Origin of the sequence: Pseudomonas sp. CFBP2511 (genome assembly GCF_030209255.1) — a bacterium.
In the GTDB taxonomy this organism is placed as follows: Bacteria; Pseudomonadota; Gammaproteobacteria; order Pseudomonadales; family Pseudomonadaceae; genus Aquipseudomonas; species Aquipseudomonas avellanae.
In genome coordinates, this window is record NZ_JARVSI010000012.1 from 115931 (window position 1) to 129377 (window position 13447).

A 13447-nucleotide genomic window follows, 5' to 3' on the forward strand; every position below is an offset into this window, starting at 1 on the left:
AGGCTGCCGTCCGGGCGCGAATTTCAGCATCGGACGCTGCCGTTATCCTGCTTTCAGCATCCTGGACTGCGACGCCTGCCTAGACTGGCAGGTATCCCGAAACAGGACTCGACCATGCTCAAGAATCAGTTGAAAGACCCCAGCCTGCTGGTGGACCGCGCCTACGTCGATGGGCAATGGATCAGCGCTGATGATGGTGCAACGCTGGCCATCAGCGACCCGGCGACCGGCGAATTGATCGCGCAGGTTCCGGCCTTGCAAGGCGCTGAAACCCGCCGCGCCATCGAGGCCGCTGATCGCGCCTGGCCTGCCTGGCGCGCGCGTCCTGCCGCCGAGCGTGCGGCGCTACTGGAGCGCTGGCATCAGGCGATGCTCGACAACGTCGAAGACCTCGCGCTGATCATGACCCTTGAGCAGGGCAAGCCGCTGAACGAGTCGCGTGGCGAGATCCGCTATGGCGCAAGCTTCGTCAAATGGTTCGCTGAAGAAGCGCGCCGCTCGTACGGCGAAACCATTCCCACGCCCAGCGCTGATCGTCGTTTGATGACGCTCAAGCAGCCGGTCGGTGTCTGCGCCGCGATCACCCCGTGGAATTTCCCCAACGCCATGATCACCCGCAAATGCGCGCCAGCCCTGGCTGCAGGCTGCACGATCATCGTCAAACCGTCGGACCTCACGCCGCTGTCGGCGCTGGCGCTGGCGGTGCTGGCCGAGCGCGCGGGCATTCCTGCTGGTGTGTTCAGCGTCGTCACCGGCATGCCGACCGCCATCGGCGAAGAGCTGACCGGCAACCCGGTGGTGCGCAAAATTTCCTTCACCGGCTCCACGCCGATCGGCCGTCTGCTGATGCGCCAGAGCGCCGAACACATCAAGCGCCTGAGCCTGGAACTGGGGGGCAACGCGCCGTTCATCGTGTTTGACGACGCTGATCTGGAGCAGGCTGTGGCCGGCATTATGCTCAGCAAATTCCGCAACGCCGGGCAAACGTGCGTGTGCGCCAACCGGATTCTGGTGCAGAGCGGCATTTACGACCGTTTCGCTGCGCGGCTGGTGGAAGAAGTCGCCAAACTCAAGGTCGGCAACGGTCTGGAAGAAGGCGTGACCATCGGCCCGTTGATCAACCCGGCAGCGGTCAGCAAGATTTCCCGGCACATCGACGATGCGCTGAGCCAGGGCGCGAAGTTGCTGTACGGCGGGTTGCCCAACGGTGACGGCCAGTTCGTCCAGCCAACGGTATTGGGTGATACCCATGCGGGCATGCTGCTGGCCAACGAAGAAACCTTCGGCCCGGTTGCCCCGCTGATGCGTTTCACCGACGAAGCCGAGGCCCTCGCACTGGCCAACGCAACGCCCTACGGCCTTGCCGCTTACTACTTCACCCAGGACCTGCGTCGCTCATGGCGCTTTGGTGAAGCACTGGAATTCGGCATGGTCGGCCTCAACACCGGCATCATCTCCATGGAAATCGCCCCGTTCGGCGGCATCAAACAATCCGGCCTGGGCCGCGAAGGCTCCAGCTACGGCCTGGATGAATACCTGGAAGTGAAGGCGTTTCATGTGGGTGGGTTGTAGGCGCGCGGTGCAACTGACTATCGTGCCTATGCTCCGCGTGGGAACGATCAATCAAATGCAAGTCGTCAATAACCCTGCCCGCGATTAACCTGTCCTTGCATCGCTTCTCCGCGCTCAAAGCGGCGGATGTTGTCGAGCAGGCCGGGGAAGGCGCTTTCCGGTTGGGTCATGGCCGCGACGTGCGGTGTCAGCAGGATTTTCGGGTGTTGCCAGAATGGATGGTCGGCAGGTGCTGGCTCTTGCTGCAACACATCCAGCACCGCCGCGCTGAGTTGGCCGCTGTCCAGTGCTTCAAGCAGATCGGCCTCCACCAGATGCCCACCACGGCCCATGTTGATCAGGGCGGCACCTTCGGGCAGGCGCTCGAAAAGCTGGCGGTTGAGGATGCCTTCGGTTTGCGCAGTCAAAGGCAGCACACACAGCAGAATGTCGCACTGCCCAAGAAACTCGCTCAACTGCTCCTCGCCCGCATAACACGTCACACCTGCGACCTGATGCGCACTGCGCGCCCAGCCTGACAGCTGGAAACCGAACGGTTTGAGGCTCGACAGAATATGCTGCGCCTGCAAGCCCAACCCCATCACGCCCACTCGACGCTTGTTCGCCGGTATCAACGGCTGGGCTTTCCAGAGCCCTTCAACCTGCTGCTGACGATAGCGCAGCATTTCCCGGTGCAGGCTCAGCACCGCAAAAGATGCGTACTCGCACATCCCGTGGCTGATGCCGGGGTCGAGCAGGCGAACCACCGGCAACGACTTGGGAATGCGGCTCAGGTCCAGTTGATCCACGCCAGCCGACAGCGCAAACAGCACTTTCAGGTTGGGCAACAGGTCCTGCAGGTCATCAGGTGCCAGCCAGGCACCCAGATAGTGGATATCGGCCGGGTCACCGATGTCCGGCCATACGCGCCATTCGATGTCCGGCGCGTGCTCGGCAAACAGGACACGCCAGCGTTCTGCACGTGCGGGGTCGGCTTTGTAGAGCAGGGCGGGCATGGGCATTTCCTGAGTATGAAAGTGGAGCCCCATCATGCCGCAAGTCGCAAGCAGGATCTGTCGAAACAGTCTTTGGCAGAGCGTCTGCATGACTGAAAATCAGCGCCGCCCGGCAGATTGCGTGGTGCTCGCAGGGCATGAAGGAATCTGCCGTTTGCGAGGCGAAAAACAGTTGATCTGGACATCTGAGAGGGCAAGTTCGGCGTAGATCATTTCGCTGAACGCTTAACCTGAACAACATCGCAGCCACCCCGCCGGCTGCCAGGCCCACGATAGGTAAAACCATGAACAGCAAAGTCGACGAAACTCCTCATCTGCTCCGCCAGCGCGACCAGTTTGTGCCGCGTGGCATCGTCACAGCCCACCCGTTGGTTATCGACCGCGCCCAGGGCTCTGAACTGTGGGACGTCGACGGCAAGCGCTATCTGGATTTCGTCGGCGGCATCGGCGTCTTGAACATCGGCCACAACCACCCGAACGTGGTCAAGGCGATTCAGGCGCAACTGAGCAAAGTCACCCACGCCTGCTTTCAGGTGGCGTCCTATCAGCCCTACCTGGATCTGGCCAAACGCCTGAGCCTGATGATCGCCGGCCAGAGCGGTATTGATCACAAAGCGGTGTTCTTCACCTCCGGCGCCGAAGCGGTGGAAAACGCGGTGAAAATAGCCCGCGCGCACACCAATCGCCCGGCGATCATCTCGTTCCGTGGTGGCTTCCACGGCCGTACGTTGCTCGGCACTACGCTGACCGGTATGAGCCAGCCGTACAAACAGAATTTCGGCCCGATGGCGCCGGAAGTGTTCCACACCCCGTACCCGAACGAGTACCGCGGCTTGACCACCGAAGTGGCCTTGGCTGCGCTGCATGAACTGCTGGCGACCCAGGTCGCGCCGGATCGCGTCGCGGCCATCCTGATCGAGCCGATTCAGGGTGACGGCGGCTTTCTGACTGCTCCGATCGAATTCCTCAAGGCCCTGCGCGCGTTGACTGAACAACACGGCATCGTGCTGATTCTCGATGAAATCCAGACCGGGTTTGGTCGAACCGGCAAGTGGTTCGGTTTCGAGCACGCCGGTATCCAGCCGGACCTGGTGACGGTTGCCAAGAGCCTCGCGGGCGGCATGCCGCTGTCGGGCGTGGTGGGGCGTGCCGAGATTATGGATGCACCGCTTCCGGGCGGTCTGGGGGGCACTTACGGCGGCAATGCGCTGTCCTGCGCCGCAGCGCTGGCCGTAATCGATACTTACGAGCAGGACAATCTGCTGGCGCGTGGCGAACAGTTGGGCGAGCACCTGCGTGCCGGTTTGCTCAGGCTCAAGGACCGCTACGCCTGCATCGGCGACGTACGCGGCACCGGTTTCATGCTGGCGATGGAGCTGATCAAGAACGACGCTGCACGCAGCCCGGACGCTGATCTCAACCAGAAAGTCATCGATCAGGCGCGCATCGGCGGCCTGCTGGTGATCAAGTGCGGTGTGTACCGCAACGTGTTGCGTTTTCTCGCACCGCTGGTGACCACCGAGCAGCAGATCGATGAAGCACTGAGCATTCTCGATGCCGCCTTGGCACGAGTATTGAAGTCCAGCTAAGCGTCGGCGTGGTCGTGGTTGTCGCGAGACGCTGCGACCACCAGCGCTGGGGATCATTGTTGAATGGAGACGTTGCCTGCCATGGGGCTTATTGATTACCGCGCACTGTTGATCGATTGTGACGAGGTTCTGGTGGACCGTGATTCAGGTGTCTGGGCGGCGTTGCAGCCGTTACTGGAGAACGGCCTGAATACACCGGATAAAGAGTCGATACTGACCGAATTCAATGACGTGGTGCGCACGCTGTATGCGCGCTTCGACGAGCTGGGTTTCAGCGGCCTGCTGTGCTTTGCGCACCGCCAGATGGCCGAGCGCCTCGCCATCAAGACCAGCTGGGAAGAGGGCATGACCTTCGCACGTTCAGTGCCCGACTGGACGCTGTTCGAGGACGCGCCGGGCGCCATGCTTTATCTGCGCAAGTTCTATCGACTGCTGGTGTACGCCGACCGCGACCTGCAGGATCGCGGCATTTTGTGCGAGCGCCTGGGGCTTGAGCCTGACAGCCTGCTGTCGCGGGCCACTCACCCGCTGGACGACACGCGCTGGCTCGCCGAGATGGACCTGGACACCCGCGACACCCTTCTGGTTTCCCGTCCGCCTGCTTCTGCGCCGGGTCTGGGCGGGCTGTGCCTGATCCGTCGCCGCCGCGAACAGCACCGCCAGCCATGTACCGCAGACATCTGTATCAGCAGCATGGCCGACCTCGTTGCTCAGCATCAGCTGTCTTTACGGCGCTGATTTTGCTAGAAGGTAGGCACCGTGAATGGCAATACAAGAGGTAGGTAATGGAAGGCTTGGTCAAACTGGATCGGATTGATATCAATATCCTGGTAGAACTCCAGAAAGACGGGCGCATGACCAACGTCAGCCTGGCCGACGCCGTCGGGCTTTCCGCGAGCCCTTGCCTGCAGCGCGTCAAACGTCTGGAGTCGGCTGGGTACATCTCCAGTTACAAGGCGCACCTCAACCTCGCAAAAATCACCGAATCGGTTACCGTGTTCACCGAAATCTCCCTGAGCGACCACAAACGCGAAGACTTCGCCAAATTTGAAGCGAACATCCGCCATGTGGACGAAGTGCTGGAGTGCCACCTGATCAGCGGCGGCTACGACTACCTGGTGCGCTTCATGACCCGCAGCATTCAGCATTATCAGGAAGTGATCGAAGAGCTGCTGGACAAGAACATCGGCATCTCCAAGTACTTCAGCTACATCGTCATCAAATCCCCGGTCATGAAAGACGGCGTGCCGTTGCGCAAGTTGTTGCGGCATTGAAACGGCGTAAAGTGTGGATGCGAGGGGATCAAATCCAGATCGCATCCCACAATGGATAGTCTCCTATCTTCTTGACCAGTCCTGCGCGTAGCGGGTTTGCGACGATATAGCGAGCCAGACCGACCATGTTTTGTTCGTTGCGCACAGCCTGGTCGTGATACCCGGACTGCCATAAGGTGTCGGGATGTGCTCTGATTTTTCCGATGGCTATTGAACTGCGTGCTTTAAGTTGTTGAATCAACATGGGCAGGGAATTCTTTTTGAGCTCAAAAAGCCAGTGAAAGTGGTCAGGCATTACGACCCAGGCAAGCGACTTGACCAATTCCTGCTCTTCGCATCGTCTCAGCTCTCGAACCAGCAAGCGCCCGAGACGAACATCGGCGAATACCGGTTCGCGTCCTCGTGTCACTGAAGTCACCATGTATATCTGGCCTATTGCGGAATATCGGCCTGTACGCAAACGTTTTGACGCAGAGTAAACATGCATTCCCTTGCCCCTAAAATCACTTCATCGGTGAACTTTAGTGCGTGGCCCGTGGATCAACTGAGTAATGCTTTACAGCATGTAATTTCAGTGATTCATTCGGTGTCTGATGATCAGTCTTCGTGGACAAGTCCACTCCTACAGGAGTGCAGGATCTCAGGATCAGGATCAGGATCAGGATCAGGATCAGGATCAGGATCAGGATCAGGATCACAGGGTCAGGATCACCGGTTGATGTGGTGGGAGCGGACTTGTCCGCGAAGAGGTCCGGCCTGCTACCAACGGATGCCCGCTCCATCATCGCGCCTCAACACCGGGTAAATAATCTATTTCTGAATTTATGGCACGGGGCTACTATCTGGGCGGTGCGTTGGCCGGGCTTTTGCTCGTCAAGACCTGACTCCGACCGGGCTTCCCTGTCGCCATGGATTTCAAAAGGATGTGTTCGATGCCCGCAGCCCCTCGTTTCCTTGAGCATTACCGTAAGGCCGACCGCATCATGCTGGGTCTGATCTGGCTGTTGTTTGTGTACGCGCTGGGCCTGGGGTTCTGGTTTGATACGTTTACCCAGGCGGTTGTGGTCGGTGGTGGCACCGCGCTGGTGCTGACCGGGCTGTATCGCGTGATCGGGGGCACTCGATTGATGCGCTGCTGCGTCGGTATCGGGCTGATGGTCATGGCCGCGCTGCACATCAATCAGGCACATGGGCAGATTGAAATACACTTCGGCATCTTCGTATTTCTCGCCGTGCTGACCTTCTACCGCGACTGGCTGCCGATTCTGGTCGCCGCCGTCACCATCGCTATCCACCACATCGGCTTTCATGCCCTGCACCACTCGGGCTTCCCGGTGTACGTCATGCAACATGGCGGCGGCTGGAGCATGGTGGCTATGCATGCGGTTTACGTGGTGGTCGAGAGTGCCATTCTGGTCTACCTGGCCGTGCAGAATCAGGCCGAGGCGGTCGAGAATCAGGACATGCTCGACCGCATGCTGGCCACCACCAACCAGTTTTCCCCCGATAGCCGGATCGACGAGCGATCGGGCAAACACGTCTCGCTGGCGCAGCGTTTCGAGCAGTTTCTGGCGCAGATCACCGGCCTTGTCGACGGTGTTGTGCGCGACACGCGCGGGCTTGGCGAACTGGGCCATGACCTCGCCAAAGCCAGTGGCACGCTGGAAACCGGTGCGCAGCACCAGTTGAGCGAGATCGCCCGCATGACCGGCGCAATGCAGCGCATGGGCGATGCCATGAATGACATTTCCGGCCACGTCGCGCAGGCCGTGCAGCGTGCCGGTGACGCCAGTGATCAGGTGGCCCACGGGCGCGACAGTGTCGACCGGGCGCAGAGCGAAATCACCCAGCTTGCGGCGCGCATCAGCACCACCGACGAAACCGTGCAGGCACTTGCCAATCAGTCAGAACAGATCGGCAAGGTGCTGGACGTGATCGGCAGTATCGCCGAGCAGACCAACCTGCTGGCGCTCAACGCTGCGATTGAAGCCGCCCGCGCGGGTGAGCAGGGCCGGGGCTTTGCGGTGGTAGCCGACGAGGTGCGCAACCTGGCACAACGCACCGCGTCATCCACCAAAGAGATCCAGACCATCATCGAAGACCTGCAAAAGGGCAGTCGCCAGGCTGCAACGGCCATGAGCGACAGCCTGCAAGGCGTCGGGCGTTGTGTGGAAAACAGTCAGCGCGCGTCTGAATCCCTGCGCTCGGTGGGCGAAGGCATCGGGCACATCACGCAGCTCAACGGCCTGATCGCCACGACCACCGAACAGCAGGCCACCGCCAGCCGCGAAATCGCCGATCAACTGCGTTCGGTGCAGGCCATCGCCGAACACACTGCCGCCAATATCGGCGTACTGGCGAGCAGCAGCCAGAGCCTGTCGCCGCTGGCCGTACGCCTGGCAGCGCTGGGCCAGAGTTTCCACAATTAGCGTTCGTGCTCAGGCTCAGGCAAACACTAGCCCCGACGAGCGCAGCAGTTCCTGTGTGTAGGCCTGCTGCGGCGCGGCGAAGATCTCGCGGGACGGGCCTTGTTCGACCACTTTGCCGTCCTTGATCACGATCAGGTCATGGGCCAGCGCATGCACCACCGCCAGGTCATGGCTGATGAACAGGTACGTCAGGCCATGACGGATTTGCAGGTCGCGCAACAGTGCGACGATCTGCTTCTGTACGGTGCGGTCGAGGGCTGACGTCGGCTCGTCCAGCAGGATCAGATCCGGTTCAAGCACCAATGCCCTGGCGATGGAAATGCGCTGGCGCTGGCCACCGGAAAACTCATGCGGGTAACGATGCCGCGTCGCCGGATCGAGCCCCACTTCCTGCAACACCCGAATCACCGTCTGCTCACGCTCTTTGGGCGTGCCGATTTTGTGCGTCACCAAGCCCTCGGCGATGATCTGCTCTACGGTCATGCGCGGGCTCAGGCTGCCGAACGGGTCCTGAAACACCACCTGCAACTGGCGACGCAGCGGACGCATCAAGTGCTGGCTGTGCAAACTCAGTTCCTTGGTACCGAAGCGGATGCTGCCCTCTGAATCCACCAGCCGCAAAATCGCCTGGCCCAAGGTCGATTTACCCGAACCGGACTCACCGACAATGCCCAGCGTCTTGCCCTTGAGCAGCTCGAAACTCACCCCGTCCACCGCCTTCACGTACTGCTGCTCGCGCTGGAACCAGGCTTTGCCCAGCGGGAACCAGACCTTCAGGTCCTGCACCGACAGCAGCGTATTGCTGTGCGTGGACGGCACCGGTTCGCCATCCGGCTCGGCATTGATCAGCAGGCGGCTGTAAGGGTGTTGCGGGTTATCGAACAGGGCTTGGCAATCAGCCTGCTCGACGATCTCGCCCTCACGCATCACACAGACTCGCTGAGCGATGCGCCGGACCAGATTGAGGTCGTGGCTGATCAGCAGCAGCGACATGTTCAGCCGCTGTTGCAGCGATTTGAGCAACTCGAGAATCTTCACCTGCACCGTCACATCCAGCGCGGTGGTCGGCTCGTCAGCGATCAGCAAGTCAGGTTCGTTGGCCAGCGCCATGGCGATCATGACCCGCTGGCGTTGCCCGCCCGACAGTTGATGCGGATAAGCCTTGAGCCGCGACAACGGTTCGCGAATGCCGACCAGCTCCAGCAGCTCCAGCGTCCGGCTCAGCGCGGCCTTGCCCTTCAGGCCCTTGTGCGTGACGAGGATTTCGCCAATTTGCTTTTCGACCGTGTGCAGCGGGTTCAGCGAACTCATGGGCTCCTGAAAAATCATCGCCACCCGGTTGCCGCGCAGACTGCGCAATTGCTTGTCGCTGGCCGTGACCAGATCCAGCCCGTCGTAGCGAATCGAACCCTGGGTACTGACGTTTTTCGGGGGCAGCAAGCGCAGAATCGAATGCGCGGTCACTGATTTGCCGGAACCGGATTCGCCCACCAGCGCCAGGCATTCGCCACGGCGGATATCAAGGCTGATGCCATGCACCACTTCGTGGCCGTTGAAGGCGACCCGCAGGTCGCGAATTTCAATCAGATTGTCTTGCATGTCAGCTCCGAGGATCAAAAGCGTCGCGGCAGGCTTCGCCGATGAACACCAGCAACGAAAGGATCAAGGCCAGCGCCACGAACGCGGTCAGCCCCAGCCAGGGTGCTTGCAGGTTGCGCTTGGCTTCGCCGATCAGTTCACCCAGCGAAGCGCTGCCCGCCGGCATGCCGAAGCCGAGAAAATCCAGTGCGGTGAGCGTGGCAATGGCGCCGGTGATGATGAACGGCAGGTAGGTCAGGGTGCTGGTCATTGCGTTGGGCAGGATGTGCCGCCACATCAGCGCAGCATCGGTCAGCCCCAGTGCGCGGGCGGCTTTGACGTATTCCAGATTGCGCCCGCGCAGGAACTCGGCACGCACCACGTCCACCAGCGACAGCCAGGAAAACAGCGCCATGATGCCCAGCAACCACCAGAAGCTCGGTGATACAAAGCCGGACAGAATGATCAGCAGGTACAGCACCGGCAAACCCGACCAGATCTCTTGAATCCGCTGGCCGATCAGGTCGGTCATGCCGCCGTAATAGCCCTGAATGGCCCCGGCGCAGACACCGATCACCGTGCTGATCACGGTCAGCAGCAGCGCGAACAGGATGGAAATCCGCGCCCCGAACAGCACCCGCGCCAGCACATCGCGGGCCTGCTCATCAGTGCCCAGCCAGTTGGTGCCGTCGGGCGGGCTGGGCGATGGTGCGTCCAGGTCATAGTTGATGGTGTCGTAGCTGAACGGGATCGGCGCGAAGAGCATCCAGCCGTTTTTTGCCGCGATCAGCTTGCGCACGTAGTCGCTGGCATAGTCCGGCTCAAACGGCAACTCGCCGCCGAAATCGGTTTCCATGTAGGTGTGCAACACCGGGTAATACATCTGCCCGTCGTAGTTGATCAGTAACGGTTTGTCGTTGGCGATCAGCTCGCCGCACAGGCACACCAGCATCAGACCGATGAAGATCCACAGCGACCACCAGCCACGCCGGTTGGCCTTGAACAGGGCGAAGCGACGCTGGGTCTGGGGAGAGAACTCGAACATCAGGCGCTCCTCGCGGAAAAGTCGATACGCGGGTCGACCAGCGTGTAGCACAGGTCACCGATCAGTTTGATCAGCAGGCCGAACAGCGTGAACAGAAACAGCGTGCCGAACACAATCGGGTAATCCCGCGACACCGCAGCCTCGTAACTCATGCGCCCCAAACCGTCGAGGCCGAAGATGGTTTCGATCAGCAGGGAACCGGCGAAGAACACTTCGATCAATGCCTGCGGAATGCCTGCGATGACCAGCAGCATGGCGTTGCGGAACACATGGCCGTACAGCACGCGATGCTCGGTCAGACCCTTGGCCCGCGCCGTGACTACGTACTGGCGACTGATCTCGTTGAGAAAGCTGTTCTTGGTGAGAATGGTCAGCGTGGCAAACCCGCCAATCACCAGCGAACTGACCGGCAGCACCAGGTGCCACAGGTAGTCCTTCACCTTGCCCCAGGTGCTCAGGCTGTCGAAGTTTTCCGAGAGCAAACCCTGCGCCGGAAACCAACTCAGGTAGCTGCCACCGGCAAACACCACGATCAGCAGAATGGCGAACAGAAACGCGGGCGTAGCGTAGCCGATGATCACCAGCGTGCTGCTCCACACATCGAACGCGCTGCCATGCCGCACCGCCTTGCGAATGCCCAGCGGGATGGAAATCAGGTAAGTGATCAGCGTCGCCCAAAGCCCGAGTGACAGCGATACCGGCAGCTTTTGCGCAATCAGTTCGGTGACCGGCGCACCCCGAAAGAAGCTGGTGCCGAAGTCCAGTTGCGCGTAGTTCTTGAGCATCAGCCAGAGCCGTTCGTGCATGGGTTTGTCGAAACCGTAATGCTCCTTGATCTGCTCGATCAGCGCCGGGTCCAGCCCGCGCGTGCTGCGGCTGGCGGTGCCGCTTGCGGCCACTTCACCACCGCCGCCACCGACCCCGTTGGGGCTGAAACCCTGAATGCGGGCGATGGCCTGCTCGACCGGCCCGCCGGGGGCGGCCTGCACGATGAGGAAGTTGACAATCAGAATGGCCAGCAGCGTGGGGATGATCAGCAGCAGGCGTCGAATCACGTAAGCCAGCATCTCAATGCTCCTTCGCAGCGGTGTTCTTGCCGGCAAGCGCAGCAGCCTGGGCGTTGGTCAGCGGGGTCGGGCTGATCTGCCACCAGGTTTCCAGGCCTACGTCGTAAATCGGCGCCACCGCAGGCATGCCAAAACGGTTGGCGAACACCAGCGGCGTGCCTTTGGAGTAGTAGTTGGGAATCATGTAGTAACCCCATTGCAGGACCCGATCCAGCGCGCGGGCATAGGTCACCATGTCGTTGCGCGTGTTGGCGCTCACCAGCCCGTCGATCAGCGTGTCCACTGCCGGGTTGCGCAGCACCATCGCGTTGGAACTGCCCACCTCCGTGGCGCTTTGCGAGCCGTACAGGTTGTACAGTTCGCGGCCTGGAGAAATGATCGGGTTGCCGTTTTTCGGCAATGTCACCACGATCATGTCGTAGTCCCGTGCATTGAGCCGGTTGATGTACTGCGCCGAATCGATGCGCAAAAAATCCAGGGTGATGCCGATCTGCGCCAGGGTGCGTTTGAAGGGCAGAATCAGTCGGTCGAAACCGCCCTGACCGTCGAGAAAACTGAACACCATCGGCTCGCCCGCCGCGTTGACCAGCTTGTTGTCTTTGGGGTGCCAGCCGGCCTCGGCCAGCAGCTTGAGGGCCTGCAACTGTTTGTCACGGATGTAACCACTGCCATCGGTTTTAGGCGGTTGATACACCGTAGTGAACACCTCGTCCGGCACCTGAGTGCGCAATGGTTCGAGAATCTTCAGTTCGGCGGGCGTCGGCAGCGCGGTGGCGGCCATGTCGCTTTTCGGAAAGTAGCTCTGCTCGCGCACGTAGAAATTGCGCATGACCCGGCGGTTGATCCAGTCGAAGTCCCACAGCAATGACAGCGCTTCACGCACGCGGCGGTCCTTGAAGATCGGGTTGTCCAGATTGAACACAAAACCCTGCGCGGCGACCGGGCGTTGTTGGGCGAAGATGTTTTTTTGCAGACGCCCGTCGTCAATCGCCGGGCCGCTGTAACCGACCACGAAACCTGAGGAGGAAAACTCCCGGTTATAGTCGAAGGCCCCGGCCTGCAGCAGTTGCCGGGCGATTTCGGTGTCGCCGTAGTAGTTCACGGTCAGGCTGTCGAAGTTGTACAGGCCACGGCTGACCGGCAGGTCCTTGCCCCACCAGTCCTTGACCCGTTCAAAGGCCACGCTGCGCCCGGCATCAACCTTGGCGACCCGGTAAGGCCCGTTGCCCAGAGGTGGCTCGAAACCGCCGCCGTTGGCGAAGTCGCGGCTCTTCCACCAGTGCTCCGGCAGGATGTGCAGGCTGGCAATGTCCAGCGCCAGCATGCGGTTGAGGTTGTTTTTGAAGTCGAAGCGAATCTGTAGCGGCCCCTCGATGGTCACCTCTTTGACGTCGGCGAACATGGGGCGATAGCTGAAGCTGGCCTTGGTGGTCATCAGCTCGAAGGTGTAGCGCACGTCTTGCGCAGTGACGGGCTTGCCGTCCTCGAAACGTGCCTTGGGGTTGAGGAAAAAACGAATCCACAGACCGTTCGGGTCCATCTCCATCTTTTCCGCGATCAAGCCATAAACGGTGTACGGCTCATCCAGCGAGCGATAGGCCAAGGGTGAATAAACCCAGCTATCGACCTCCCGCACATTGATGCCCTGATCGACATAAGGATTGAGGTAGTTGAACTGGCCGATTTCTTCCGCCGAGCGCGTCAGTGAACCGCCTTTGGGGGCGTTCGGGTTGACGTAGTCGAAGTGCTGAAAGCCAGCCGGGTATTTGGGTGCCTCGCCGTAGACAGTCAAGGCGTGGGTCGGCGCGGCCTGCGTGACCTGCCAGCCACTCAATAGCGCAACACCCAGAATCAGGCGCTGCAACAAACGGGTATGACGCAACATGGTGGGGCTTTCC

The 13447-nt window shown here is 60.7% G+C and carries 11 protein-coding genes; 5 read left to right on the forward strand and 6 right to left on the reverse strand.

Annotation, left to right across the window (positions count from 1 at the left end; genetic code table 11):
• The first annotated feature begins 114 nt into the window (after positions 1-114).
• Positions 115-1572 carry an NAD-dependent succinate-semialdehyde dehydrogenase gene (locus tag QRN38_RS11335; RefSeq protein WP_057418404.1) on the forward strand — a complete coding sequence of 486 codons (1458 nt, stop codon included), beginning with the start codon at positions 115-117 and terminating at the stop codon, positions 1570-1572.
• A 65-nt stretch (positions 1573-1637) separates the two neighbouring features.
• Here the strand turns inward: QRN38_RS11335 and QRN38_RS11340 are convergent, their stop codons facing one another.
• On the reverse strand, positions 1638-2567 hold the full coding sequence (locus QRN38_RS11340) for a 2-hydroxyacid dehydrogenase (RefSeq protein WP_057418405.1): 930 nt from the start codon (positions 2565-2567) through the stop codon (positions 1638-1640).
• Between the two features lie 284 nt (positions 2568-2851).
• Between QRN38_RS11340 and gabT the strand changes: the two genes are divergently transcribed.
• The 3 genes from gabT to QRN38_RS11355 all read left to right on the forward strand — a co-directional run bounded on the left by gabT (position 2852) and on the right by QRN38_RS11355 (position 5430).
• Positions 2852-4156: a 4-aminobutyrate--2-oxoglutarate transaminase gene (gene gabT / locus QRN38_RS11345; protein ID WP_057418406.1), complete on the forward strand. Its 1305-nt coding sequence runs from the start codon at positions 2852-2854 to the stop codon at positions 4154-4156.
• An 81-nt stretch (positions 4157-4237) separates the two neighbouring features.
• Positions 4238-4894, forward strand: a complete 657-nt coding sequence (locus tag QRN38_RS11350; protein WP_057418407.1) for an HAD family hydrolase — start codon at positions 4238-4240, stop codon at positions 4892-4894.
• Positions 4895-4941: 47 nt separating this feature from the next.
• The gene (locus QRN38_RS11355) at positions 4942-5430 is read left to right on the forward strand and encodes an Lrp/AsnC family transcriptional regulator (protein ID WP_002555947.1); all 489 of its coding nucleotides are present in this window, start codon (positions 4942-4944) and stop codon (positions 5428-5430) included.
• A gap of 28 nt (positions 5431-5458) precedes the next feature.
• Here QRN38_RS11355 and QRN38_RS11360 read toward each other — a convergent pair whose 3' ends face one another.
• Entirely contained in the window at positions 5459-5917 is a 459-nt protein-coding gene (locus tag QRN38_RS11360; RefSeq protein ID WP_007247110.1) for an REP-associated tyrosine transposase, read from the reverse strand.
• A gap of 445 nt (positions 5918-6362) precedes the next feature.
• Here QRN38_RS11360 and QRN38_RS11365 point away from each other — a divergent pair, with 445 nt between their 5' ends.
• Positions 6363-7859, forward strand: coding sequence for a methyl-accepting chemotaxis protein (locus tag QRN38_RS11365; RefSeq protein WP_044392594.1), 1497 nt, complete (start codon positions 6363-6365; stop codon positions 7857-7859).
• A gap of 15 nt (positions 7860-7874) precedes the next feature.
• Here the strand turns inward: QRN38_RS11365 and QRN38_RS11370 are convergent, their stop codons facing one another.
• From QRN38_RS11370 to QRN38_RS11385, 4 genes are read right to left on the reverse strand one after another with little or no spacing between them, the layout of a single operon-like run.
• Positions 7875-9458: an ABC transporter ATP-binding protein gene (locus QRN38_RS11370; RefSeq protein WP_007247108.1), complete on the reverse strand. Its 1584-nt coding sequence runs from the start codon at positions 9456-9458 to the stop codon at positions 7875-7877.
• A gap of 1 nt (position 9459) precedes the next feature.
• The gene (locus QRN38_RS11375; protein ID WP_011103059.1) at positions 9460-10482 is read right to left on the reverse strand and encodes an ABC transporter permease; all 1023 of its coding nucleotides are present in this window, start codon (positions 10480-10482) and stop codon (positions 9460-9462) included.
• Positions 10482-11549, reverse strand: a complete 1068-nt coding sequence (locus tag QRN38_RS11380; protein WP_005739846.1) for a microcin C ABC transporter permease YejB — start codon at positions 11547-11549, stop codon at positions 10482-10484. Before QRN38_RS11380 ends, QRN38_RS11375 begins: the two co-directional genes overlap by 1 nt.
• Position 11550: 1 nt before the next feature.
• Positions 11551-13434, reverse strand: a complete 1884-nt coding sequence (locus QRN38_RS11385) for an extracellular solute-binding protein (RefSeq protein ID WP_057418408.1) — start codon at positions 13432-13434, stop codon at positions 11551-11553.
• Positions 13435-13447: the final 13 nt, after the last annotated feature.

What these genes read in the sequence shown, in the direction of transcription:
- QRN38_RS11355 (WP_002555947.1), top strand. Translation starts at nt 4,942, where the DNA reads ATGGAAGGCTTGGTCAAACTGGATCGGATTGATATCAATATCCTGGTA.
- QRN38_RS11375 (WP_011103059.1), bottom strand. Translation starts at nt 10,482, where the DNA reads ATGTTCGAGTTCTCTCCCCAGACCCAGCGTCGCTTCGCCCTGTTCAAG.
- QRN38_RS11370 (WP_007247108.1), bottom strand. Translation starts at nt 9,458, where the DNA reads ATGCAAGACAATCTGATTGAAATTCGCGACCTGCGGGTCGCCTTCAAC.
- QRN38_RS11380 (WP_005739846.1), bottom strand. Translation starts at nt 11,549, where the DNA reads ATGCTGGCTTACGTGATTCGACGCCTGCTGCTGATCATCCCCACGCTG.
- gabT (WP_057418406.1), top strand. Translation starts at nt 2,852, where the DNA reads ATGAACAGCAAAGTCGACGAAACTCCTCATCTGCTCCGCCAGCGCGAC.
- QRN38_RS11340 (WP_057418405.1), bottom strand. Translation starts at nt 2,567, where the DNA reads ATGCCCGCCCTGCTCTACAAAGCCGACCCCGCACGTGCAGAACGCTGG.
- QRN38_RS11335 (WP_057418404.1), top strand. Translation starts at nt 115, where the DNA reads ATGCTCAAGAATCAGTTGAAAGACCCCAGCCTGCTGGTGGACCGCGCC.
- QRN38_RS11365 (WP_044392594.1), top strand. Translation starts at nt 6,363, where the DNA reads ATGCCCGCAGCCCCTCGTTTCCTTGAGCATTACCGTAAGGCCGACCGC.
- QRN38_RS11360 (WP_007247110.1), bottom strand. Translation starts at nt 5,917, where the DNA reads ATGCATGTTTACTCTGCGTCAAAACGTTTGCGTACAGGCCGATATTCC.
- QRN38_RS11350 (WP_057418407.1), top strand. Translation starts at nt 4,238, where the DNA reads ATGGGGCTTATTGATTACCGCGCACTGTTGATCGATTGTGACGAGGTT.
- QRN38_RS11385 (WP_057418408.1), bottom strand. Translation starts at nt 13,434, where the DNA reads ATGTTGCGTCATACCCGTTTGTTGCAGCGCCTGATTCTGGGTGTTGCG.